At 43.7% G+C, this 25,654-nt stretch carries 23 protein-coding genes; 15 read left to right on the top strand and 8 right to left on the bottom strand.

Annotation, left to right across the window (positions count from 1 at the left end; all coding sequences use genetic code 11):
• Positions 1-21 precede the first annotated feature (21 nt).
• The 6 genes from dhaL (at position 22) to MD588_RS21800 (ending at position 5,678) form a co-directional block, all read left to right on the top strand.
• The gene (gene dhaL, locus MD588_RS21825; RefSeq protein WP_265699853.1) at positions 22-651 is read left to right on the top strand and encodes a dihydroxyacetone kinase subunit DhaL; all 630 of its coding nucleotides are present in this window, start codon (positions 22-24) and stop codon (positions 649-651) included.
• Between the two features lie 100 nt (positions 652-751).
• The gene (locus tag MD588_RS21820; protein WP_265699852.1) at positions 752-1,207 is read left to right on the top strand and encodes a hypothetical protein; all 456 of its coding nucleotides are present in this window, start codon (positions 752-754) and stop codon (positions 1,205-1,207) included.
• A 26-nt stretch (positions 1,208-1,233) separates the two neighbouring features.
• A complete protein-coding gene (gene dhaM / locus MD588_RS21815) occupies positions 1,234-2,013 on the top strand; it encodes a dihydroxyacetone kinase phosphoryl donor subunit DhaM (protein ID WP_265699851.1) in 780 nt (259 codons plus the stop codon).
• A 101-nt stretch (positions 2,014-2,114) separates the two neighbouring features.
• Positions 2,115-2,711, top strand: a complete 597-nt coding sequence (locus tag MD588_RS21810) for a DNA-3-methyladenine glycosylase I (protein WP_265699850.1) — start codon at positions 2,115-2,117, stop codon at positions 2,709-2,711.
• Between the two features lie 566 nt (positions 2,712-3,277).
• Positions 3,278-4,753: a peptide MFS transporter gene (locus tag MD588_RS21805; protein WP_265699849.1), complete on the top strand. Its 1,476-nt coding sequence runs from the start codon at positions 3,278-3,280 to the stop codon at positions 4,751-4,753.
• 424 nt (positions 4,754-5,177) lie between these two features.
• Positions 5,178-5,678, top strand: coding sequence for a VOC family protein (locus MD588_RS21800; RefSeq protein ID WP_265699848.1), 501 nt, complete (start codon positions 5,178-5,180; stop codon positions 5,676-5,678).
• 63 nt (positions 5,679-5,741) lie between these two features.
• Here MD588_RS21800 and MD588_RS21795 read toward each other — a convergent pair whose 3' ends face one another.
• Positions 5,742-6,704, bottom strand: coding sequence for a LysR family transcriptional regulator (locus MD588_RS21795; RefSeq protein ID WP_265699847.1), 963 nt, complete (start codon positions 6,702-6,704; stop codon positions 5,742-5,744).
• A 163-nt stretch (positions 6,705-6,867) separates the two neighbouring features.
• On the opposite strand from MD588_RS21795, the gene dgcN reads away from it, so the two are divergent.
• The 5 genes from dgcN (at position 6,868) to MD588_RS21770 (ending at position 11,953) form a co-directional block, all read left to right on the top strand.
• Positions 6,868-7,878 (top strand): N-acetyltransferase DgcN, encoded by a 1,011-nt coding sequence (dgcN, locus tag MD588_RS21790; protein ID WP_265699846.1) that lies wholly within the window; start codon positions 6,868-6,870, stop codon positions 7,876-7,878.
• A gap of 2 nt (positions 7,879-7,880) precedes the next feature.
• A complete protein-coding gene (gene dgcA, locus MD588_RS21785) occupies positions 7,881-8,867 on the top strand; it encodes an N-acetyl-D-Glu racemase DgcA (protein WP_265699845.1) in 987 nt (328 codons plus the stop codon).
• Between the two features lie 386 nt (positions 8,868-9,253).
• Positions 9,254-9,550 (top strand): FixH family protein, encoded by a 297-nt coding sequence (locus tag MD588_RS21780; protein WP_265699877.1) that lies wholly within the window; start codon positions 9,254-9,256, stop codon positions 9,548-9,550.
• Positions 9,551-9,553: 3 nt separating this feature from the next.
• The gene (locus MD588_RS21775) at positions 9,554-10,849 is read left to right on the top strand and encodes a cytochrome-c peroxidase (protein WP_265699844.1); all 1,296 of its coding nucleotides are present in this window, start codon (positions 9,554-9,556) and stop codon (positions 10,847-10,849) included.
• Between the two features lie 42 nt (positions 10,850-10,891).
• Positions 10,892-11,953: a hypothetical protein gene (locus MD588_RS21770; RefSeq protein WP_265699843.1), complete on the top strand. Its 1,062-nt coding sequence runs from the start codon at positions 10,892-10,894 to the stop codon at positions 11,951-11,953.
• Positions 11,954-12,147: 194 nt separating this feature from the next.
• Here MD588_RS21770 and MD588_RS21765 read toward each other — a convergent pair whose 3' ends face one another.
• The 5 genes from MD588_RS21765 to MD588_RS21745 all read right to left on the bottom strand — a co-directional run bounded on the left by MD588_RS21765 (position 12,148) and on the right by MD588_RS21745 (position 18,980).
• The gene (locus MD588_RS21765) at positions 12,148-13,983 is read right to left on the bottom strand and encodes a leukocidin family pore-forming toxin (RefSeq protein ID WP_265699841.1); all 1,836 of its coding nucleotides are present in this window, start codon (positions 13,981-13,983) and stop codon (positions 12,148-12,150) included.
• A gap of 668 nt (positions 13,984-14,651) precedes the next feature.
• Entirely contained in the window at positions 14,652-15,962 is a 1,311-nt protein-coding gene (locus tag MD588_RS21760) for a carbohydrate porin (RefSeq protein WP_265699840.1), read from the bottom strand.
• A gap of 128 nt (positions 15,963-16,090) precedes the next feature.
• On the bottom strand, positions 16,091-16,438 hold the full coding sequence (locus MD588_RS21755; RefSeq protein WP_265699839.1) for a RidA family protein: 348 nt from the start codon (positions 16,436-16,438) through the stop codon (positions 16,091-16,093).
• Between the two features lie 138 nt (positions 16,439-16,576).
• Positions 16,577-17,896: a dipeptidase gene (locus MD588_RS21750; RefSeq protein WP_265699838.1), complete on the bottom strand. Its 1,320-nt coding sequence runs from the start codon at positions 17,894-17,896 to the stop codon at positions 16,577-16,579.
• Between the two features lie 85 nt (positions 17,897-17,981).
• Positions 17,982-18,980: a helix-turn-helix domain-containing protein gene (locus tag MD588_RS21745; protein WP_265699837.1), complete on the bottom strand. Its 999-nt coding sequence runs from the start codon at positions 18,978-18,980 to the stop codon at positions 17,982-17,984.
• Positions 18,981-19,102: 122 nt separating this feature from the next.
• Between MD588_RS21745 and MD588_RS21740 the strand changes: the two genes are divergently transcribed.
• A complete protein-coding gene (locus MD588_RS21740) occupies positions 19,103-20,662 on the top strand; it encodes an L-serine ammonia-lyase, iron-sulfur-dependent, subunit alpha (protein WP_265699836.1) in 1,560 nt (519 codons plus the stop codon).
• 109 nt (positions 20,663-20,771) lie between these two features.
• Positions 20,772-21,788 (top strand): helix-turn-helix domain-containing protein, encoded by a 1,017-nt coding sequence (locus tag MD588_RS21735; protein WP_265699835.1) that lies wholly within the window; start codon positions 20,772-20,774, stop codon positions 21,786-21,788.
• 169 nt (positions 21,789-21,957) lie between these two features.
• Here the strand turns inward: MD588_RS21735 and MD588_RS21730 are convergent, their stop codons facing one another.
• Positions 21,958-22,587, bottom strand: coding sequence for a hypothetical protein (locus MD588_RS21730; RefSeq protein ID WP_265699833.1), 630 nt, complete (start codon positions 22,585-22,587; stop codon positions 21,958-21,960).
• 397 nt (positions 22,588-22,984) lie between these two features.
• Here MD588_RS21730 and MD588_RS21725 point away from each other — a divergent pair, with 397 nt between their 5' ends.
• Positions 22,985-24,106, top strand: a complete 1,122-nt coding sequence (locus tag MD588_RS21725) for an MFS transporter (protein ID WP_265699832.1) — start codon at positions 22,985-22,987, stop codon at positions 24,104-24,106.
• Positions 24,107-24,561: 455 nt separating this feature from the next.
• Complete coding sequence (locus MD588_RS21720) at positions 24,562-24,990, top strand: hypothetical protein (protein ID WP_265699831.1); 429 nt, start codon at positions 24,562-24,564, stop codon at positions 24,988-24,990.
• Positions 24,991-24,999: 9 nt separating this feature from the next.
• Here the strand turns inward: MD588_RS21720 and MD588_RS21715 are convergent, their stop codons facing one another.
• A complete protein-coding gene (locus MD588_RS21715; protein ID WP_265699830.1) occupies positions 25,000-25,308 on the bottom strand; it encodes a hypothetical protein in 309 nt (102 codons plus the stop codon).
• Positions 25,309-25,654 lie beyond the last annotated feature (346 nt).

Raw genomic sequence — 25,654 nt, 5'->3', positions numbered from 1 at the left:
CCCGCCACGGAGGCTCCCCGGATGAACTCGGTATCTAAACAACAACTTGTTCAATGGCTAGAAATTGCAGCCGATAAATTCGAAGCCGAGAAGGATTACCTTACTGAGCTGGATCGGCAAATCGGCGATGCGGATCATGGTATCAATATGAACCGTGGTTTTCATAAAGTAAGAGAAAAGCTCCCGGACTTTATCGATAAAGATATCGGCACCATTATGAAGTCAACCGGAATGGCCCTGCTTTCAAGTATTGGGGGGGCCAGCGGCCCACTCTATGGCACCTTTTTCATCCGTTCAGCGGCCAGTGCCACTGCAAAAGATGAGCTGGACTTAGCCGAATTGGCAACCATGCTACAAGATGGCCTAGACGGAGTACAACAACGAGGAAAGGCCGAGGCTAACGATAAGACCATGGTAGATACCTGGCTGGCTATTCTAGATAGCTTAAATAGCAATCAGGACAAGCCACTACTTGAAGCTCTTGGAGAAGCCTTACAGGCCGGCGAACAAGGAATGAAAAAAACTATCGACATGCAAGCTCGTAAAGGGCGTGCAAGTTACCTCGGCGAGCGCTCGATCGGACATCAGGACCCCGGCGCCACATCATCGTATTTCCTGTTCGAGGCACTTTGCAAGGCCGCCATCCCCTGACAAAATAAACAAAGAAATAACAAGAAAATAATGCCATCTTGGACTCAAATATGCTGCAGACCAACTAAGGCACCAACGTTTATGACTGAGGATATTTCCAATGGATAAACTGTTTCTCCACCACATCAAGTCACCATTCGCTGTCAGCGACCATCCCAAAGATCTGTATGTGGTCAGCTTTTCCGAGAACATCAATACCGTCGCAAAAGAATTGCAGGCCAAAGAGTGCCTTCTTTACAGCCGTCACAAAAACTTGGCCGAGACGCTGCTCAAACTGCTGGAGTCCTTTGAATTTAAGGCGGAGCCACAAGCGGTTGCCTTTATCCTCCGCTCGCTCAATAGCACCAGCTATACCTCTTATCTTGAGCAAATGAAGAAATACTGCAATGGCGATACTGAGTATTACCAAATTTTACGAAACCTCATTGGAGATTACATACAAAAAGGGTACCTCCCTGATAGCAATGGGCATTTCTCTGACTATACGCCTTACCACGATTTTCATTGTGGCAGCAAAGCCGCTTTTGTTAAGAGATACCGTAAATCTACGTCCTGAACCTTGAAGTGACTTGAGTATACAGCATGGTCAGTCTTGTTATTGTTTCTCACAGCCAGCAACTAGCTGAAGGTATTCTTGAGCTTGCTGCGCAAATGACACATGGCAACGTTGAGATGGCTATCGCCGCCGGTATTGATGATCCGGAAAATCCAATCGGAACTGATACAATCGCGGTGAAAGAAGCCATTGAACAGGTCTATTCTCCCGAGGGGGTACTGGTATTGGTTGATATGGGGAGCGCAATTCTCTGTGCAGAAATGGCTCGTGAGCTGCTTCCCCCTAAGACGGCCAAAGCAGTGCAAATCTGTGCCGCCCCCTTGATTGAAGGTGCTATCGCCGCCAGCGTTTCAGCGGCGGCAGGCATGTCATTACCAGACGTATCGCAGGAGGCCCACACCGCACTGACAGCGAAATATCGGGCCATGGAGCAACAACCATCAGCCCTCCCCCAGCATACAGACCTCAATACGATGACTATTAACCAACAAGATCACCAAACCGCTCATAACAAGGCACCCGAGCAATCACTGACTTTCTCCTGGACAATCGATAATCCCCATGGCCTTCATGTTCGACCATCTGCTGTCATTGTGGCCGCGCTTAATCCTTTTGATGCCCAAATATGGGTGACCAAAACCGGCAAAAAAGTCAACGCTAAAAGTATCAACAACATCATGCAACTGGGAGCCCAACATGGCGATACACTCACATTCACGGCATATGGGCGCGATGCCGAACAAGTCATTAACGCTATAGAAGCAATAGCAAAAGACGAAGGCAAGACAATAACGTCGAAACAGTAACCGTGCAGTATTAATGACATACCTCCCTCTCTCCTTGAGTTTTAAGGTTAAATCAAAAATAATACCGGCAGGGAATAACCATTCGAACTCAAGGAAAGACAATGTCAGAGGAACTTACACGCTGCCCGTGGCTTGATACTAGCAAGCCGGATTATGTTGCCTACCATGATCTTGAGTGGGGAGTACCACTCTATGACGATAATAAAATCTTTGAATTTCTGGTGCTGGAATCGGCACAGGCAGGCCTTAGCTGGTACACCATTTTAAAAAAGCGAGAAAATTACCGTCAAGCTTTCGCAAGTTTTGACCCAGTGGTGGTTGCCACTTTCGATGAAGCAACCATAGAGCAATTGATGAACAATCCGGGCATCGTCCGTAATCGACGCAAAATTGAAGCCGCAGTCAATAACGCGCAACGATTCCTTGAAGTGAAAGCTGAGTTTGGCTCCTTTTCTGACTACATTTGGGGCTTTGTATCTGGTAAGCCCAAGACAAGCCACATCAAATGCCTGTCAGATTATCCCGCCACTACCCCAGAATCAGACCTGTTAGCAAAAGATATGAAAAAAAGAGGATTTAAATTCCTCGGTTCAACCACCCTCTATGCCCATATGCAGGCCAGCGGCATGGTAAATGACCATAGTATTGACTGCTTCCGCAGGGCCGAAATTATAAAGGCCTCAAACGATAAAAAATAAATTGGCTCAGCCGTTATTTTAATTATGCGCAGCGCTTTATACCCAACAAACTTTAAAACCGTTCTCTCTTTCGGGACTGTCAGACAATAATCAAACTCTGCCAGTCCTTATATTCTCAAAGAAAAATCCCCCTTTTACGTCGTCGATATTCACCACCATCATTCCTTATTGCCATGAACTCCCCACCCGCTATTCGGATTATCACAAGTAAACCAAACACAAAAAAGCACACGTTTTGGACGGGAAAAAACACCACTCATCACATTGCATTACGCTTACAAAACAGCATCACTTTTATCGGGCAATAAAATCACAGATTAGAATAATCAACCAACTAATGCCATTTTTCAGGCAGGATATATTTATCCAGATGATTTGCGAAAAACTGCTCAAAAAACAGCACATAAGAAAAACTCAGCAAAAGCATAAGAATAAGTAATGAATGATTATCCGATTTTGCGACAATAGACAAAGGTCAGACCTCATTATTAATGGTACTATCAGTCCGCATTTATAAATTCTTACAATTTTTACCTTTTTTTATCCGTAGACAAAGAGACCTAGTTATGTGGAATAGACTTAATAAGTCAATGATGGTTTGCCAAATGATGTTTGGCCTATCATTTTACGGCGTGATGGTAATTTTAACCCGATTCTTCTTAGAAGACCTCGGATATAGTGAAGCTGATACAATGATGGTAGTAGGTGCTTTCTCTTCTATAGGGCCTCTATTTGCTATCGCCGGCGGATTCATCGCCGATAAGTTCTTGGGAGCATATCGCTCTCTAACACTCGCCTATGGTGGGTTTGCAGCCGGATATACCCTACTGGTATTGGGCGCCTCAACAACAAACATATCACTAAGCCTTGTAGGTATTGCGTTGGCCAGTTACTCCCGAGGCCTGATGTCTCCTTCTTATCCGAGCCTATTTAAGCGCACGTTTACTACTGAAGAAGAGTTCGAGAATGGCTATCCGGTTAACTATTCAGTTAACAATATCGGTGCACTCTTTGGACAATACCTATTCCCGATGTTCGTTCTAGCGATTGGGTTTAATGGCAGCTTCATGTTGTCTGCTTCTATGGCATTCATCGCATTTGTGATTCTGGTTATTTCTCGCAAACCATTATTATCCGTTGGCGCTGATATTGATCAACAGCCTGTAAGCCCTAAGAACATGGCTGCATTTATCGGTATTTCTCTTTCAATGATTGGACTGGTATTTTTCATGTTCTCCAACATGGATATCGGTAAGAACATTGTCTATGTCATCGGAGCAGCGGCAATCGGCTACTTTATCTCGTTGATGATTAAAGCCAATAAATCCGATGCGCTGAAGATGGGAACTATCCTGATCATGACCGTGCTAACAACAGCCTTCTTCGTGTACTACGGGCAGATGATGACATCGATGACCATGGTAACTATCAATACAATGCGTGGTGATCTGTTCGGCTTCATCCCTATTGCTCCTGAAGCATCAATGGCAATGAACCCACTTTGGTGTATCGTGGGCGGCCCGCTGATTGCAATGACATTCTCGTCACTAGAGAAACGTAAAATCAATTTCTCGACAGCGACTAAAGTAGGCTTTGCATTTATCCTTACTGCCATTGCGTTTGGCATTCTTACCGCTGCAGTAATGTCAGTAGGTCCGGATGTAGTGATTCGCCCAGAAGTCTTCTTGGCAATCCACTTCTTCCAGGCGCTTGCTGAAGTTATCGTTGGTAGTATGGTTGTTGCCTTTATCCTGTCGGTTGCACCGAAGCACATTGAAAACTTCTCTGTCAGCCTGTTCTCGGTTGCTATCGCGCTGAGTGGTATTGTTGGTGCCGTATTCTCAACCTCAATCGCCCTAGAAAAAGGCCAGGAGATCACTCAAGAAATCGTACAGAATGTATACGGCGGCTACTTCAGCACCCTGACTATTCTGGCCGTTGTGATGGTTGTTGTGGCACTGATGGCGTCTCGCATTATCCGCATCATGCTTAAAAGCAGCGAAGCTGCACAAGACGTTGTTACGGCACCTGCTGAAAGTTAATCAGCCTGAGTCATATAAATCATAGGCACCAGCCTAGTTGGATTTGAAATTGTATAGATATTAAGGCCTCCTGACTGGAGGCCTTTTCTTTTCCCAAGAGGTAACCAACTCCTCGTCCCGTTATATTGTGGCCGAAATAAACCACCATGCGCGCCCCCTCATCAATAAGCCACTTTCTAGATACCGTCACCTTAAAGATACCAGTCATAATAGCCAAATTATCAGCCATTTAAGGATCGTGGTTCCATAAATAACAAGCAAATTCTTGGTTTCAATAAACTACTTTCACCTGCCGGTTTTGGAGATATAAAGACAGAAGCTAGGCTTGCTAATAGTAAACATCAATTTAGGCGGCTTTGTCGTACTTACTTTCAAGCACGTCTTAAGCTACACCGAGTGACGCCATTGAAATGAGACCGTTATAATGAAAAGTCCTTTACTAGCACCAGCGTTCTGCCAAATTGCCTGGGTAGTCAATGATATTTCAGCGGCGGAAAAATTCTTTGTCGAAACAGTAGGAATCGAGAAGTTTTATCGTATGGAGAATCTGAGCGCTGTCGATACGGCAGGTACCTATCTCGGAAAACCCGCGGATTGGGTGTTTCATTTATATATTGCCTATGCCGGAGACACACAAATTGAGCTAATTCAGCCAATATCTGGAGTGAGTATGTTCGATGAGGCATTGGAAAAGCATGGTAACTCGGTTCAGCATATCGCCTATTGGCTTGATGACTCGGAATATGATGCCGCAGCGAAGCATATGGAAGACGCTGGATACCCGCTGATTCAAGATTTCAAGCTACCGATATTGCGCGTGGGGTACTTCGATACACGAGAAGCTATCGGCGTCGTTACCGAAATTATCGGCTCTAGTGAAGAAGGCTTCAAATTCAGGCAAGATTTAAAAAATGGCAACTTTTAATTTCTGGGAATCAGAGGGGGCAAGCTCTACATTGGGACCTCATATTGCTAATACCATAGTTGCTCACACCTGTTGTGATGCAAAATAGAGCTCATGAACGGAAGTTTGCAGATTTTGTCGCAGCATAGCAACAAACCGCTGCTCTGCATCACTCAAAGGAATATTGTCTGGCGTCACCAGGTACAGCTCGGCGATCGGCAAGTGCTCATAGGGCGGCAACTGCCATAATCGTCCTTGCTCAACATAAGGTTTCGCCCCTTCAACGCTTAAGGCCCCCACCCCTACCCCAGCCAAGATCAAGCGGCGGACTTCTTCTTCATTGGAGGAGACCGCGACCAACTTTCCCCACAGAGCTTGTTCGGCTCGAAGTTGAGCAATGGCACTTAAACCTTCGCCAGGCTGATCACTTTCAAACGAGATATATGATTGACCGCTGAGCTCATCCAAGCTCAACTCAGTTTTGCCAAACAAGCCATGCTCACTGCCGCAATAGAACGCCAACTGCTCATACCCCAGCAGATCAAAGCGTAACCCTGTCTGTGAGATTTTCTTATTACACAAACCAATGTGCAATTCATCGGCAGCTACCGCCCGGACTATCTCTACGCTCGGGTAAGTATTAACCGTCATGAGTACATCGGGATATAACTGGTGGTACTGCGCTAATGTCCGGTCAAAAGGCGGACAGTGGATATGACTGGCAACCTGTATGTTTATCTCACCTTGAACCGCCTCTTCATCTTCCGACAGTTGCTCCGCCATATGAGAAAGAATTCCACAGGCCGAAGAAGCATATTCATACACCCGCAATCCTTGGTAAGTAAGCGAAAACTCTCCTTTTCGTCTTGTGATCAACTGCATTCCCAAATGATCTTCCAGCCTTTTTAAGGCATTACTCACACTCGGCTGACTCAGGGAGAGTTTACGCGCCGCACCGGTAATACTGCTTTCATCAACAATGGTGATGAACGTGTATAGCAGGTTCCAATCCAAATTTCGTAACAAACGTTCCTGAGGAGATAGCATGTCGCATGCCTCATTTAAAAACAAAACCAACACATAGCGATTCGCTATGAATAGCATAATTAATATCCATTTGTAGTACCATAACATTTTGACAACAATCATCTTATTGTGCTTTCGCCGACTTCACTTTCCATATTAACTTCAGCACCAAAAGGACAATGCCATGACAACTTACGCATTAAAAACACCATATTTGGTATTTCTGGGCGATGCCGAAGACCTGTTAATGGCCAAGGTTGCCAAGGGAATAGCATACTGGCGTCCGGAGAAATGTCTGGCGCAAATGCGCCTAGAAAATGCCAAAGCCGATTTGAACCTACCTGACATGTCAATCAGAGAAGCTGCTGAAGCAGGAGCCAAAACCTTTATACTTGGCTTGGCGCCAACAGGAGGCACGCTGCCCCAGCAGTGGATTCCCCTGCTGATAGAAGCGATGGAAGCCGGTATGGATATTGCCAGCGGACTTCATGTTCATCTCAACGATATTGATGATCTGGTTATGGTCGCCAAACGTACCGGCCGCCGACTACTAGATGTTCGCACCCCGCCGCAAACCCTAAAGTGCGGAAACGGACGGCCCCGTTCTGGTAAGCGCCTGCTAACGGTAGGCAGTGACTGTTGTGTCGGAAAAATGTTTACCGCCCTCGCCATCCACAAAGAGATGGAAAAGCGAAATATTAGCGCAACATTCCGAGCCACAGGGCAGACAGGCATTTTAATCGAAGGGGCAGGTGTGCCCGTTGATGCCGTCATCTCAGATTTTACTGCCGGTTCAGTCGAACAACTATGTCCCGCTAATGATCAACACCATTGGGACATTATTGAAGGACAGGGCTCCCTGTTCCACCCGGCTTATGCGGGGGTAAGCCTTGGATTATTACATGGCGCACAAGCCGATGTGATCATCCTATGCCATGAGGTCGGACGTACTCAAATGGATGATCTGGAAGGCTATCCCGTCTTGGACTTCGATAGCCTGATTAAAACCAATCTGGAGCTAGGCGGATTAACCAAGCCCAATATTCGACTTGGCGGAATTGCCTTAAACACTTCAATGTTGAATGAACAACAAGCACTGACTGAGATTGCCTACTATCAGAATAAATACAAGGTTCCCGTTGTTGATCCGGTCAGAACCGGCGTCGCCGCCATTGTCGACGAGCTGGAGAAATAAGCATGCGAAAATTGTCAGTAACAATCGAAAAGTGGCCGCTCAAGCAGCCCTTCGTCATTTCCCGGATGGCACCAATGCTACATGGTGAAGTCGTTGTGGTCGAAATTGAACAGGACGGTATTATCGGCCGCGGCGAGTGCGAACGCAGCGATGTGTTTGAGCCGGGTTACCCCTCGGTAACCCAAGCAATCGAGAAAGCCCGTAAGGCGATCGAGCACGGCGCAACTCGCCATGAGCTTTTGACAGTAATGCCCGCCGGCTGTGCACGTAATGCCGTGGACTGCGCCCTGTTTGATCTCGAAGCCAAGCAGCAGGAAACAACAGGCTGGCAGCTCGCTGGATTACAGCACCCTCCTCAGCCTGTTACCACAGTATTTACCCTGTCATTAGATAGCCCTGAAAATATGGCTGCTATGGCCGCCGAAAATAAAAACCGCCCGCTATTAAAACTTAAACTTGGGCGCGAGGGTGATATCGAGCGAGTAGCGGCCGTCCGTACCGCCGCACCTGATGCACGGCTGGTCATCGATGCCAATACCGGCTGGAGTCTAGCGCAGCTACAAGAGTACCTGCCAGAGCTGGCAAAGCTTGGGGTCGAGATGGTAGAGCAGCCATTGCCGCCTGAACAGGATCACCTTTTAGAACTTATTGACCCAATTATCCCCATTGCCGCCGATGAATCCTGTATTGATCGCCGTTCCCTGCCCCAACTTAAAGGGCGCTATCAGATCGTCAACATCAAGCTAGACAAGACCGGCGGGATGACAGAAGCGCTTGAGCTGATGAAAGAGGCTAAAAGCCAAGGTTTTGACATTATGGTCGGCTGCATGATTGGCACCTCTCTCGCCATGGCTCCAGCCCTGCTATTGGCACAGCAAGCACGCTGGGTAGATATTGACGGCCCGCTGCTGCTTGCCGGTGATCGGGCTGACGGGCTCATTTATCAGGGAAGCACTGTACACCCAGCCAAGTCAGGCATGTGGGGATAAACGTCACAGTCCCCATAGGCAACAATCTAATCCACACATGGCATAACCATAACCTTGGTGGTCATAAGAAAAATAGGCTGAATCAAATATCATTCAAATTACTATTTGATAATTATTTTAATAGGGGAAACACAGCCGCTACCGGCATAATTCAAGCTAACACTCAATCATAAATAACAATAAAAGTAATAATTTAAAAAAACTTTGTGCGAGGCCATGAAAGACCAAAAACCAATTAACAGCTTTACAAAATAAACACCTGAAAGCTATTCCTCCTATTTCTTGACCAAATTAGATTTGAGTACAATACTTCAAACAATAATTAAAAAATAAAAAGCTAGGTTACTGTGTTATATAAATTTGTGGTAGTTATATTACTTGTATTGATGAATACCCCGTCTTGGTCTTCATCAAGCTTCCCTATTACTCTACATACAAACCATTACACAATAACCGCACAACCCATTGAATTACCATTACCTCTTAACAAAATCCATGCATGGGTTATTCATATTACCACCCCGTCTGGACAGCCAGTAAAAGGGATGACATTTCAAGTCACAGGTGGTATGCCGGCTCACCAGCATGGCTTGCCAACGCAACCAAAACTAATTAATGAACCTAAACACGGTGAATATATTATTGATGGCTTCAAGTTTAACATGATAGGCAAATTGAATTAATTAATGAAAAATCTAGCCCTCAATTCCACCCTATTATTAAATTTGATCTCGATCATGAAAACACAAAATAAGACAATACTGTTTATCATGACAAGCGCAATAATACTATTTATTGGTTCAACAGCTTATTCCCCCTCTGAGAGAGCAACTACCTGGACTAATCAGGAATTAGCGCTAATTCAAAGTTTACGTCTTCCTCGTCAATGGGAAATAAGTGATCCTTCGAATACGTATCTTCATAACCCCGAAGCGGCCAAACTAGGGGAACTCCTCTTTCTCGATACCCAGCTAAGTCGATCTAAACAGATTGCCTGTTCGAGCTGCCACCAGCCTGACTACTATTTTACCTTGGCACCTGACAGTGAAATCACGTTAGATAAACAAGTTCCCTCACTGTTAGGGGGCGCTAGTTTCAACTGGTACATGCTAGATGGCAGTGCTGATAGCCTCTGGGCGCAAGCACTGAAACCTTTAGAAAACCATCTTGAGCACGGAGGAACTCGTACCCAGTATGTCCAGTACGTGCTAAACAGGTATCCCCAGCTTTATCAGGCGATTTTTGGCTATTTTCCAACCCAGTTAACGAGTAGTGATTTACCGGCTCAAGCTTCACCGATCAGCCAATCCGCTGGTGAACAACAAAGCTGGCAAAAACTAGGCACTCGAACACAAACAGAAATTAATCGTGTCTATGCAAATATCGGGAAGTCTCTTGCCGCTTATCAAGCAACTCTATGGCCCCAAGAGGCCCGTTTCGATCGTTATATCGATCAAATATCGGCACCATCAGGTGCTGCGGAAAAAGCCATATTAAATGCAAATGAAATTGCTGGGCTTAAGCTATTTATCAGCGAAAAAGCACAGTGCCTTCGTTGCCATAACGGCCCACTGCTCACGAATGGCGACTTCCATGTAACAGTCGTTCCCGAGCCTCATTCTGCCGCTCAGCAAGGACGACTGGCCGGTATCGAGTCAGCACTTGCGGATCCATTCAACTGTCTCAGCCTATATAGCGACAGCGAACCAACTCAGTGCAAAGAACTGCTCTATAGCAAAAGGGGCGTAGGTGAACTAGAAGGGGCCACTAAAGTACCTAGCCTGAGGAACATTGCGGCGACAGCCCCATACATGCATGCGGGTCAATTCAGTACGCTGAACGAAGTACTCAACTATTACAACCGTGCTGCCACACCTTTTGGACGTCATAACGATTTAAACGCTTTGAAGTTATTACCCTATCAAATTAAACAGCTCGAAGCATTTCTCTTGGCGCTCACCGAAAATAGCACCGATGAATAAATCAGATAAATCATGAAGTTTTTCTTTCTGGAGAGCAAAATAATGAACAGAACACACTTATTTCTCTACTCATTATGGCTCAGACATACCTCATGGTTAATACATTCGTCCTGGCTAAGTCGTATTGCTTGCATAGGGCTTCTAGGGTTTAGTCACTCCAGCTATGCCCACGTAAGATGGTTTATTCCCGATGGCACTAACCCAGATGTCAGGCTTCCTTTCGATACCATCGCATTAGTACTTACAATAACAACACTCAGCCTATTTGTTTTTGCGACACTTTTCTCCCGTGTCCCAATCCTGCCTCGTCCACTAAAAGTGGGATTAACTCAGACTGTAATAACATCCCATCCATGGATGTGGTATTTTCTGGTACTCATCATAAATTGCTACCTAGCAGTGAACCTGCTGCAAGGCGAGTTTCTTGCCCCGAACCTTTACCTATCTCCACAGTTCGCGTTATACGGCGTTATCATTCAAGCTGCGGCGATTGTCGTTATGGCTGTCTCTGTCAGTCTGACAGGCATCGCCATTGTGCTCACCTCGTTAGCGTTACTACTTTTCTTTCCCATTTTTATTGCACTTGATTACCTGTTTGAATTCTTGTTCGTCGGGCTATCATTGTTCTTTATTGGTCCGAGCCTGAACAGAAATGACTACCAACTCTGTAAATCATGGGGACAAGATAAAAATCAGTGGCGAAAAATAGCCGTTAACCTCATTAGAATTGGATTAGGACTTCAGTTATTAGAATTGGGTGTTCACAACAAGCTTATGCTTCCCGGCATGGCTTTGGCATTTATCAACCAGAATGAGTATTACAATTTCTTCCCGCTACTGAACCTTCCCCAGGTCAGCAACTTGCATTTCGTATTATTTGTCGGGATCAGTGAAACGATAATCGGGCTACTACTAATAGCTAACCTTGCAAACCGAATAATTTACGGGCTGTTGCTGGCCATATTCACGACTACTTTTTTGCTATCGGGAATAGAGGAACTTGTCGGTCATATGCCAATCTTCACAATCATTTTCATCTTGTTTTTAGAGGCGGGAAAGCAAACTGACTCGACAACTAACACACCTCAAAATACTCAAACATAAATTGAATATTTTCTTATTATGACAAGTTATTCGCTGCAGTTTGTACCGAATATTGCTTGCGCCCAACAGAGGTTATCAATAAACGAGGGGCAGGTCTTGTCCCTCATTGCGAGCAGCCATCTCTTTTTCAATCAGTATTCATAAAAAAAGCCAGCTAAACCACTGGCTTTAATAGGCTACATTAACTTTAGACGTTAATTTTTTTGTACTGATGATTGTTTAAATACATTAACGTAAGAAGAGTACGTATCTATATTGATATCGCTGCTTTGAGCAGAAATCAAACTCAACTCACCTGTGGTTTTATTATGCCCTAAGTATTCATCTGTAAACAGATTCTGTAGCTTATTGGTTCCTTCCTTCCACTGCCAACGTTGAGTTAGGTTTGAACCACATGTTTGAAGTTGATCTAGCTGTTCCCCATCTAAACATAATTCAGTGTTTTGTGCGCTAACATATTGTCCCATGCTGTTGTAAATGAAAGCTTGCTGGAAGTCATCTTCATTACATTCTTGAGCTGTTAGATTTTGTTGGTAATCAGCAGAGATACATTTGTTATTGAAGCTTGCCAACTGTAAGTTTACAGGACGACCACCAGTAAATACCGGGTGATCCCAGTCAACCACAAAGCTCACGTTCTTGTTTACTCGTTTAACCTGATTATCACTGTCTTTGGAGTAATAAGTACGAACACCAAAGAAGCCTGTGACATTTGTATAGTATCTAAAGCCTGTAATATCTACCGCTGAATCGATGGTTAACGTTGTTGTCCCAGTTGCCGTTGGTGCTGCTTGATAAATCACCTCCATTTTAGGTGTAAAGCTTGCGTAGCTAATTGGGTTAACCCGACTTGTATACGCCGGTAATACCAAACCAGCGGTATAACCGTGAATCGTTGTCTTTTTAATGGATTCTGCAGTCGGGTATTGCTCTCTTGCCCATTTAAACTCGACATGCTTAGGACTATTAGTACTTCGTTCAACCCGATAGTCACGTGTATCGAATGACAACCACTTTGATTCACTCCAACTCGCATTGGCATCTAACTTGGCTTTAGGGCCATCTTTGTTAACCTCAACACCACCGCTGATACCGAAATTAAATGTCGATACTTCTTTATGGCTGTAATTCGCATTGAGGTTTGATGCAGGCACTGTTCTTAAAATATTGGCTTTGTCATTAGAAGCATTGAAGTTAAAGTCGTAGTTTCTCGCTATAGCTGTTGTGACCAGCTCTGCTTCATCCCCACCTTCTGGCCACGGAATACCACGCATAGCCAAGAGTCGTTTTTCAACTGCACTATTGAGATGAATACCTGCTCCCGTGCTTGAATCATCGATACCAATTCGAACTATTTTAGCATCTGGCGTTGCAGATCCCATCGTACCGTATGGCAGCGAACGCTGAAGGTTAACCTTGTAAATCAGAGAAATATGAGCATCATTACACATATCCCGGCTTTTTACCGGGCCCTGATAAGTGTTCCACGTCAGATTACATTCGTTATCAGAGATACGGCGGTTAGCATTGAGATAAAAAGCCACATTTGGGATGGAATTATCTGGATTAGCGAGCAGAGAAGTACTGCGTTTTTTACGTGATACTCGTTTGGGTTCAGCTTCTAACAGCGTAATGTTCGGATCATCTTCTCCGTCTAGCTGAGAGAACATCAATTCACCTTTGTATTCACTGATGATAATCATATCACCAGCCAAGGCTACCCCTATACTATGGCGTAATTTCTTTTTAGCGCGATTCTTATCCGCCTCACTGGTAATATTGCTAAAGTCTATAAAGTAGCGCTTACCTTCATTCAAAACTTGCGTCTTTACCTCTGTTAATGCGGGTGGCATAACATCGTTATCAAGCAAGAATTCAGCATTAATATAGTTCACCGAGCTTACATCTTGCAGAGTACTAAGCATATTAATGGCAGAACCTGCGGGCTCATCAATTTCTGTCGCCCAAGCCGTGGTTGTTGCCATAAGCCCCATCATAGCAAGCGTTATAAGATTGGTTTTTCGTATCATAATTGTTTTCCTAACTATATCGTATAGTGAAATGCCCAAAGCATTTCGATTGTTTCGAGATGCTAAGCTTCGTTCAGCGTTCCAATGACGATAAAACGAGAGTGTTGAAAAGAAGGGTCTTGCTCCAAAATCAAGCGTTCAATTCACATACTCGATGGTTAGAAGGCTTAATGTAACCTAAACATCGAGATTGGATATATGAACAATGATTTTAGCTAGATAAAGGCAAGAGTGATCCGTTTGCTAATGCCGATATTTTATACCGCCAGCGAATAATCATTAACGGCAATGCCTATATATCTGTGCACATTATGCCTAAAAAGCAAGACTCAGCAATATTTTGCTTTCAATACTGCCAGATTGCTTCCAGTTAATGTGGCCCTTACCCCTTCGAGCAGATTTCCAGCCAATTGTCTAGTTTAGTTTGCTTTTTACTCACTCAGGTTTTAGGAAAGATAGTAACGAACAGACTGCAGAATAGTGACTGAGTGAAAATGATTTAGTTAGTGAAGACGTTTAAATTAATTATTTAATCAATTACTTACGTCAAATGACAGATACAAAAAGCCCCGTTGTTTCTGACGAGGCTTTCGTGTAGTGGCGGAACGGCCGGATTCGAACTCGCTCCCCCTTCAAACGTAAAAGTGATGTGGTAAATAAATTGCGCCTTAAAAACTGATACGTGCTCGTACCCCTGTAACCCACATACTATCCACGCTGGACGAATATGCTGGATTAACCAGATACTGAACGCTAGGTGTGATAGCTAAATTATTTGATACCTGAAATCGATAGAAAAGCTCAGCCGTGGTTTGCGAATCGCGGCTACGGATTGCCTGCTCATCAAACTTCCCCCAGTTCACTGCCAGCCCGAGTAAGTCCCCGCTGGCTTTAAACTTGTAGAGCATACCAGCCGTCGCCGAGCGATTATAAAAATCATGATTCCCCTGTGAAAAACCTAATCGGAAAAAAGGCATGTAGCTTTCTCTGAACGTCCAGTTAGCCCCGATAGCTACGCCGTACACAGCTTCCTGCCCGACTTGCCCGGCACCGCCAACATAGTTCTCTCGCTCATCGGTATGCCAGGCCATAAGATGAATATTCTTGTAGTAGCGTTGATCTTTAGATGGCGTCCACCCCAAATGGATCCACTTGAAAAATTCGGCACCACCATCAAAAAAGGCCAAGTCATCTCCGGCAAAACCATTGGCATCATTGATCCCGGCCGCAATATACGCTGAGTTATCAAACCAATGCCCCCCCCCTATCCCCCAGCTGACATCCGGAAAAGCAACTGAAGGCTCAAGCAATATATTCAGGTTTGAAAACGTCGTCTGCGGGTTTGCGTAACCTAGGATGTTCATATAGTCATTGGGATCGAAGCTACCTACGATAAACCCGGAATTACCGTCATTAAGGCTCTGATTCCAGGTCAAAGTCAGTACTTTAAACTTCCCATCAAAATCACCGAAATGCGCAGCTGCAATTCCGTAGTATCCAAACCCGCCAAAAGCACCAGCAGCAGTATCCGAGAAGGCATGGCGGTTATTCACTATCATTGAAATTGCGCTATAGTTACCGGTTCCAGCCCCTCGAACGACCCAGTTTGCCGCGATACGGAAATCACCGGAAAAACCATAGTCGTCATCGCCTTCGTCAACATCGCTGTAGGATTGATAAATGGTCGAATAATGACCTGTTATAGAGAATGCATGCTCCTGATACAGGCTCGTTTTATATTCTCTCCACGGAGAGAACCAGTCGTCTAATTGGGGAGCGCGAACATAAGGCTCAACTTGTTTTTCTTCATACAACTGCCCTTGAGGAGAAGTATTTCCACCAAAACTTGGGATCTCTTGATTCGAGTCAGAAGCAATTTCATCTGATAACTGGGACTCATTGGCAGCTTGAGCACTAATCGTAAGTAAAAGTGATATGATTAAAATCAGAATATTTATATTTTGGCTTTGATTATTCATTATTATTTAACTGCAGATATATAGACACATAATGAGCCCTAACCGAAGGCCAGAGCTCATTATTAATATTAATCGTTTTATCGGTAATTAGTTTTCTTTAATTTCATTCAAGAGAAAGAGATTATAAATCACACTACAGCGACAATCGTTAACTCGACTAAACAATCATCTGAAAACATTTTTGACTCAACACAAGTACGAACCGGTGCTTCATCTCCTGCAATCCATGCATCGTAGGCGTCATTAAATGGCACATAGTCTTTTTCTATATCATTAAGGTGCACCAGAATACTCACAACTTTTGACTTGTCAGTACCACACTCGGCTAGCAACTCATCCACTTGTGTAAATGTATTTTCTGCTTGTCCTTTAATATCTAATGTCAGGTCTGATGAAAACTGACCACACAAATAAGCTGCATTATTAACGATTTTCGCTTTGCAATAACGTCCCATAGGGCTAATGGTTTCAATCATTATAAAATTCCAGATAAATGTTTGTTGAATGAGTAAACTTGGTTTTAAACATAACTTGCACCCTTGCTTAGACACTTATCAGTTAGTGCAAGTTTATTTAACAATAGAGAGAAATTTCCCCCGGTATTAAGTTAGTGCTTAGCTCCAATTCGCAGCATAAACACGCATCAAGTTTTCACCTAGAAAGCCGCGAACATCTTCTTTGCTCCAACCATATTTATCTTCAAGCACAGCGACCACATCCCAGATATTTTCCGGTGCAATATTCGCGATAGGCGCACCGAAACCTTTCTCCGGCGGGTAAACATCCACATTTCCGATAAAGTTAGCGTAGTAATCCTGAATGTTATGAACATAATCTGTAGAGAAACAGGTTTTATCACGGCCAATCAGGTTAGCAGTGTATTCAACATGCTCTGCAAACCTTTCTGGTGATGCATCTCCCTCTGGATTCAGGAACAAACCAACACCTGTAGTACATACCGCACCGCCGGTTGCCCCAACCGCTTTGATCGCCTCATCACTCATATTACGGCTAACGTTATGAACAGCCGCCGCATTGGAATGTGAAGCAAGAACCGGTTTCTTTGAATACTTGGCGGCATCAATTGCTGTTTGGTTGGACGAGTGGGAAACATCTACAATCACACCATTGGCATTGGCGTGTTCAATGAACTTTTTACCCAGATCTGTCACCCCCATATCCTGTTTAGTGCCACCACCGGCCAGTGCATTGTTGCGGTTATAAGTAAAGTTTGCGGCATGCAAGCCTTTAAGCTTTACTTTCTTAATCATTTCAAGATCATCAATAGCGTAATCTGCCCCCTGAGAATTAAACATCACGGCCATTTTTCCGTCAGCTTTCGCCTGCCGAATCGTGTCAGTATTTTTTACCAACTCCATTCCGAGGTCATTTATCACTTTAGTCGATTTATCAATACGATCTAGGATCGGCATATCACCGTCACCTTTAAACGCAAAGACAGTCGTTGAGGTCAAATCCATTCCTGCATCACGATTACGCTTCAACCCCTTCGCGTAATGTTGTTCGGTATTACCTATAATACCTACCGCAGAAGGCATAACAGAGTTAATAACAATACTGCCCGTGTAATCCTGCTGCGCCTTTTGAGCACGATTTACTTGCGCTTCAGTTCTTTTCAAGTCGTATTTTTCGGCCAGAAAAATCGCACGCTCGATAATTTGATCTTTTGTTTTGCCACGAGGGTTCCACAGGTTGGCATGAATATCTGTATTCGAGATGACTTTTCCGTCCACTTCATAATATGGCGCGGTATCACTATATCCTTCATGGATAGGCTGAATTTTCGCATCAGCTGCGAAAACAGAAACAGATAAAGCAGCAGAGGTAGCAATAGCTATCATTGATAATTTCATATCAGTGGCCTTTGTAATGGTTATCGGTATGGCTGCTATGCTAACGACAAATACCGCCACAAACCTACCATTTGGGGCCACTTGATTTCATTGTTTAACTCTATGAATACTAATGACTAGCCGTCGTCAAGCAAGGTAACAGTAGTCATGACTGGTGAATATCACGATACTGTTTCGGCGTTATCCCTTCAGCACGTTTAAAGGCTCTCGAGAAATGGTTGCTTAAGGTATAGCCCAAAGCAAAAGCAATTTCAGAAATCGGCTTATCACCGTAAACAAGCTGATGCTTTGCAATATCAATAATCATTGTCTCCAGCAGCTTGGTATAGCTAGTCCCCTCCTCATTTAGCCTGCGCTTTAGTGTTCTTTGGGTTAAACCGGTTATTTCTGCTGCCTTTTCCAGCGTCGGACGCCCTTCTCCAAAATAAAGAGGCAGTGCGTGACGCAAAGTATTAGAAACTGTTTTTTTTATCTGGCTCCCTGCCCCCGCAAAGTTTACTTGCCATTTTTCATCGACTGGGGATTCCAGTAATGAATCCGCTATCTCCAGAGCGCTATACTCTCGGCTGGTGTAAAACTGGATATTATGTTCCGGATATAGCCGCTGACAGAGATGGCAGGCATCTGTCATAAGGCAGATTTCAGCCGGCACCCAGAGTCTAGCAACAAGCTGCCGGATAAGTTCACCAAATACTGAAACCATATATAGCTCTGACAATAAGAACCACGGCTCTTCACAATACTCACGTTTTCGGTAAAACCAGGTTCGACCAAACTGCTGCTCGATACCGAAATTTGAGTCCAAAGATGTTTTAAAAATATTCGCGCATATAGTTTCAACCGCTTCTTTGACAGTAAAACAATCACTCATATCAAGTGATTTAAGAAACTTAGCGGCATTCTCCTTCGTGGATTGCTCAACAAAATCAACCAATTCATCATCAGATAAATTGGCCATAATCAGGTTATACAATGCCTGCAATCTTTCCGTAACGATATAGCTGTTACGGGGATATAATTCTATATCGGCAGGCATGATAGCTTGTTCTAAAATCTGATAGACATCCAAATCCATCCTTTTCAAGACACCCAGCATCGTCAGCACATGCTCCGAGTCTACAACCGCTATAAATTTTTTTTTCATTGTTGGTCATCCATTCGGCCTTTCCCGGATATTACCTTTTTTGGCCCCAAATGGTCATCTTCAATCGATGTGATTGTTTAACCTATGGCAAACAAACACTGACAAAATTCAAGGTGAACAATATGTCTGTAGAGCTTTACCCTAGCTTTTTCAATGATGTCATGGCCCCTGTCATGCTGGCTGGCTCGTCAAGCCATCTTGCCGCACCACAGCGCCTGGGACTGCTGACGCACTTCTTAACCTCCGGGGAGGCTATTAAGAAAGTAGAAGTGATCATGGATGAAAAGGGATCGTTTGCCGGCACTTTTGGTCTGATGTCTGAAGATATCGGCATGTGCTCTGGTGCTATAGGCTTACCCGTTGATTCTCCGGAACGTAATGAGTGCCACGAGATCGCTAAAGAGTGTGGTATCGACGTCGTCTTCACCAAAGCGTCAATGAAAGAAACAGACCACTTGAACGGGATGAAGTTTGAGATCACCACGAGATCGGACAAAATCGTCAGCCTGGTCGGTGACTCTATTGGCGGTGGTATGATCCAAACCAAGAAAATCATGGGGTTTGACTATATCTACAAAGGGGATATCAACCTGGTTTTGGTGATCAAACGTGACGGCACCCCAACGATGCTTGACGGCCTTAAGTCAAAGATAACGGGCTTGATGGACTGCAGTATCGACCGCAACGATAACGGTGCGGCGTATTTCTTTACAACTACCGACAAGCCTAATCTGCAAGAACTGAAAGAGCAGGTACCAGAATGTGAGGTGTACTTCCTAGAATGTATTCTGCCAACCCCGACCCTGCCAAATCGCAAACCACAGCTGTTTGATAACTCGACGAAATTCGTTGAGCTTTCACAGAAAAAACCAATGCACGAAGTTGCGATTGATTATCAGATTGCTGCTACCGGCATGACGCGAGAAGAAATCATCAGCAAAGTCGATGAACTGCGCGTATTGATGGTTCGCCAGGTTGAAGTCATGGCAGATGATATCGACCTCGACTACATGCACTGCTACGGTTTCGATACCGGTAACTATAAGCGTATAGTCTCAGGTGAGAAGATCCTGGGCGAAGTACAGTACAACGCAGTGAAGCATTACTTCTCCGTACTGTCCATGGCACCAAATACACCAAACGTCGGTTTCCCTCACGGTGCTGGAGGTGGTGTGGTGATGTCTTGCCTGCGCGCTGCGCAAATCAAATACGGCTTCTCTGACGAGAAGATGGTCGAAGGCTTGCTAGTCGCTGCTGCTTACGGTGCTATTGCCTACACCAGAACTGACCCAACAGGCGAAACCATTGGCTGCGCCGGTGAGATGGGCCTGAGTGGTGTATTCGCATCTTCAGCCTTGACCTATATTCTTGGCGGTACCCCGGAGCAAGTAGAGTCTGCCGCCTCTATGGCCATGCAGCTGGCAGTAGGCTGGCCTTGTGACCCTATTGCAGGGGCAAACGGCGATCCATGTACCACTCGTGGTATGGCTGTCGTGACACTGCCATTCACCTACGCCCAGCTTGCTCTGGTGGGTCACCTGACACCGCTGCCATTCCACGAAGTCCTGGATGTAGCGACCGAAGTCGCCGGAAAGTTCGATAGCGGCTTGCTATGTACCGGTCGCGGAGGCTGTGCCGGGTGCCCAACCGCATGTTCTTTGAAGAAAGAACTCGGCGTATAAACGACTGATTACATAATTCAATCAAGCCCTACCCTCTCAGGGAGGGCTTTTTTATTAGCTCCCAAAATATTATTAGATATAAGCACTACAACAGAACAAGGCGACATCAATGAAACAGACATTTTTACCATTAGTCTTATCTGAGCAGGTAGTTACATTTATTGATGTAATAAAAGAAATAGGAGAAGACCATTACCAGCTTCAAAACAAAACACTCCTGCCGGAAAATATTGAGATACTGAAATCGAGCTTTATCACCAAAGAAGTGGTCACGAATTTTTTTACCACAATAGATTCAACCCTACCCGACCACATTAAGTATCAGGTGATCAGGCAAACAGCTCTCCGTAATGCACGATATATCGTCCAGATCTTCAATCTGAAAGCGGCTGAAACACTCTTTGATGCCATCTCCATATTTGTTAATAATGCCCATGGCATTTCGACCGATACGACCTTTGAGTTTAAGTCGTATATGAACAAGCAGTGGCTGGTTTGTCGCAGGCGCCATATCAACGAGCCGTGGTTCCAGTTTTCAGAAACCTATGTAGTCTGCGTACTCATTGAGATCATCCGTCAGCTAATTGACAAACAATGGGCTACATCGATGATCCGTATCCAGTCCAACACCATATACCTTGAAGCCTTACCCCAGCCTTATCAGGGACTTCCCGTATACTCCTGTCAGGAAGGAACCGGCATCCACATTGCCAGAGACCAGCTCTACCTAAAAAGGTCACAATGGAATCAAACAGATATACCAAAACCGTCCAAGAATGACACCACAAGCCAAACAAGCTTTGACCAGTCGCTGAAAAAGGCACTGACTCCGTATCTTTGCGAAGGGCGAATCAGCCTAAGCAAAGCCACTACAATCACTAAGATGACCAAGCGAACTTTACAAAGAAGGCTTAGTGAAATGAATATGACTTTTTCTCAATTGCTTGATTGCACAATTGAAGATGAAGCCAAACGTTTATTACAGCAGAAGGTGTACTCTATCACTCAAATTTCCTACATGCTTGGTTATATTACTCCGGCTCACTTTTCAAGGGCATTCAAACGTATGACTAAAATGACACCCAATGCATACAGAAAACAATTCATAAACAAGTACCCTTATTAATTAAACACTTAGAGTAACAATATTCTTTAGAATCAAACTATAAATAAAGGGGTTATCCATAAACATATTTATGACATAAGATAAAACCAAGGCCATAGCCAAGGTTATTTATGACTAAAAAGCAGCCATTCCCATGACTGCCTTATCTTCATTACCGGATATTCATGATTTAAAAGTTATACTGTAAGCCCAAGTTAACATTTAAGTCTGCCCCTTTTTGATCAATCGCATACAGATATGGTTCAAGCCCGCTTGTGAATTTATAACTCAGCCAGTATTCATTTTTCTGAGTTTCAATGCCAAAAAAGTTAACAAATTCTTGTTCAGCATAACGGTAAACAAAACTTAAGTTATCAACAGGTTTGATAATGACACCAGCCCGAAGCTGCTCTACCTCACCTAGGTCTACATCCTTAACGGCTATACTGTCCGTGTACTCCGCATACAGAGCAACTTGCTTGATTGGCGCATAAGTTACATTCAAGCGACCATAAACAATATCTTCAAAACCTGGCGATAACGCATTATCACTACTATATGCAAAATATCCCACGATTGGTGATACGTATAAATTCTTTACCGGTATAAAAGTATGCGTATATTTTATATCCGTGGTTCCAGCTAAACTCTCACCAATTATTCCAACCTTTGAAACTGGTGTAATATTATACTCAGCACCAACCTCATTTGATTCATTTTCAAGGCTATAATGGGCACGAACGTTACCATCCGCCAAGGCAGTCGGTGATAGGATAATAGCAAGAGATAACAGACCTGTCTTTTTAATAAATTTGTTCATTGTTTTATATAATCCTAATAATGTACTGTGAACAAACCTAATCCTTCCAAAATAAAAAAAACAAAATTACCTTAGCATGCCACAACATTCATGCTGAACCATAAACGTGCAGACGATCACCTTAATCGTTCCTGAACAACTTATTATTTACTTAAGAAAAAAGACCAATATGCCACTTGTTAATATTTATTACTTGATATATATCACGCTATTTTACACCATCAAAATAATTGGCACCCTGAGGTAATTTTGCCATTTCTTACTACTGTAATTTACCTATATATCTTCAGTATTTTCTAAATAAACTGGAATCAATGCAGATGGTAACCAATAACGTTACATTTAGAAAACAGTTTTCATATATGGCGAAATCAATATCACACCTAACAGGTAAAAAATGAATACTATATCAGGGTTACAACGGTTCAGTATCGGTATCAGCTTATTTCTTGGTTACGCATTATTTGCTGTAGCCTGGAAAGTAGGTGATTTTTATGTGCAATCTTCATTAGGATTTTCTAACTCACAACTTGCAGACTCTACCGCTTGGTTGAATATCGCCAAGTTAACAACAAACTTCATTGTAGGCATTTTAGTCGCACGAGTTGCAGCCAAACATTACTTTGCCACAGTCGGTAATGGCTTCTCCATGGGGCTGCTCTTGGCTGGCTCTGGTTTGGCGATTATGCTAAAAGCCGACACTGAAATGATGGTCATGGTTGGGCGCGCTGTAGTCGGCCTAGGCGGCGGTTTAGTCTTATTCTGCCAATCTCCGGTAACTGCATCTGTCTTTTCAGGTAAAGAGCTGAATATCATGAATGGCGTTAACGCTTCTGCCTATAACGTCGGTATTACTGCTGCGATTACTTTATCTGCTACTATCCTAGCACTACCAACGGAGGCAATGGAGTTAGTTACCTCTATTCTTATTGCAGTTTCCATTACACTAGCAGCTTTAATATTTTTCTCATTCAAAAAAGTACAGGTATCTGAAACAGGTGAAGTAGCATCATTTAGCTCTGGCCTAAAAGAAAATTTCAACTGGGTGTTCTGTTTTGTATTCTCTGGTGCCATTGTTTTTTATACCTTATCATTTACTTTTATTGAACCGGCAAACATCATGAATTTGTTGTATGCAGGTATTGTCGGTAACTTTGCCGGTATTTTTTTAGTCGGTAAATTTGATATCCGGAAGCTAGCAGTTACAACCACCGTGTTAGCTTCACTGTGTGCAATTCCTTTTATCTTAATGGGCTCGCAGATTGCGGCGATGGCATTGGGCTTTTTCTTATTTTGTAGTTTACCGGCTTTTATTAGCCTTGCTTATATTCGTGAATCCGTTAACCCTAGCTCTTTAGCATTAACATTCATGCTGCTATGGGTGGGCAGTGACTTATTAGTTTCTCTTATGGTTAAAGTGTTTGCACTGGTATCACCAAACGTGGGTAATTTAATCTTACTAGGACTCATCACAACATATGGTTTAGGCACCGTATATATCGCCAGAAAATACAAATAAATATCAGAAAAAGCTCCACTCCAACTGAGAGTGGAGCTTTTCCTTGCTACCAATCGCAATCCCCCTATATTTTTCCTTTCTTAAATAGGTAGTTTCACTAACAAGCGAATTGCCGTCCTTTTACAAAAGTTACTGCCCTACAGCTGAATTAGCTCATAAACTTATATGTACCTTAAACTAAGTAATACCTTATTGCGTATACTAGTAAGTAATTTACAGGCAAGGATCAAATATGGCGATTCAATATATATGAGAAGAGTAACCTAACGCCCAAGAGTTGCACCAAAGACATCACCACAATCAGCCCACTTTTTGCTAAGCCTATTCTGAAACATGCCCGTTCCGTGAGACTTCCAGCAGAACAACTGTTAGAGCTACATAGTGTCGGTGACTATTATCAGCTAGTATCTAACAATCACACAAAAACCCTGCCGGGCTTTCCGGTTAGAGTGTTAATGGATTATGCGGTAAAGCATGGCCACCCCAATTTTGGCCAAGAGGCAGCTCTTAATTGCGGCAAGTCTATTATCATCCCGACGATGTCTCACCTCATGGCAAGTCCAACGCTTTATCATTTTCTGACTGATTTTTGTTATTACACCAACCAACATCTTTCACTCTTTAATTTCTTCGACTTAGAAAGTGAAAAAGACGGTATTTTTATACGCCGAAATCATAATTTTATGGTGCCATTGGCCAATGACACCATGGAAGCCTATACATTAACCATGCTTATCGAGTTAATTAGAGATTACCTTCAAACCAACTGGCACCCGTCAATTGTATGGTTATCTGCAAAGCAAGCAACCGATGAATTTAAGCGGTACCTTGCTAAGACTCATCTTTTCACAGCAATTGTTATTAACTCAGGTTCTATTAACTGAAATCTGCTATCAGTCTTCTAGGAAGATCTCATTCGCTTTTTCAACCTGGGTCGCCGTATAAGTTGGCACTCCTCTGAGGGAGATAATGTACTGCTTGCCCCCTTTTTCCACGATCATCATAGTTCCCATCTTACGATCTGTCGTTAGCGGAACCTGAGCCAGTTGCTCACCACTACGAATGAACTGATGTGCAATCGGGCAATATCTACCCGTTTCCAGTTCAGAACTCGCCTGAACAACCGGCGATGGATACTCCCATATATTTACATCTGTTAACGTTGCATGCGCAATAAGAAAAGACATAATTTTCAGTGACATAACTGAATCTCTCACATAACCTTAGCAGATATAGTACGTCAAACCAGGAGTACATCATTACCAGTTGGTGCCAAAACAAGAACCACCGCCAATGACGGTGGTTTAGTAATTACAACGGTATGTTTTTATTTCCAATTCGCAGCATAAACTCGCATTAAGTTTTCACCCAATATGCGCGTCGAAATTAATACCAAACTGAACAATTACCTGATCCAATCAGAGAGATGGCAGACGTTTGATAACACCCCAAATTGATGAAAGTATAGTGATTAGCAAATTTAGGCCGATAGCGAGCGGCTGGGGTCACACGCGGCCGGGATTCTTCGAGAACTCATTTGACCGAAGA

Source organism: Photobacterium obscurum, from assembly GCF_026191635.1.
GTDB classification, from domain to species: domain Bacteria; phylum Pseudomonadota; class Gammaproteobacteria; order Enterobacterales; family Vibrionaceae; genus Photobacterium; species Photobacterium obscurum.
The sequence above is the reverse complement of the archived record's forward strand: the minus strand, read 5'-3'. Positions and strand labels throughout refer to the sequence as shown.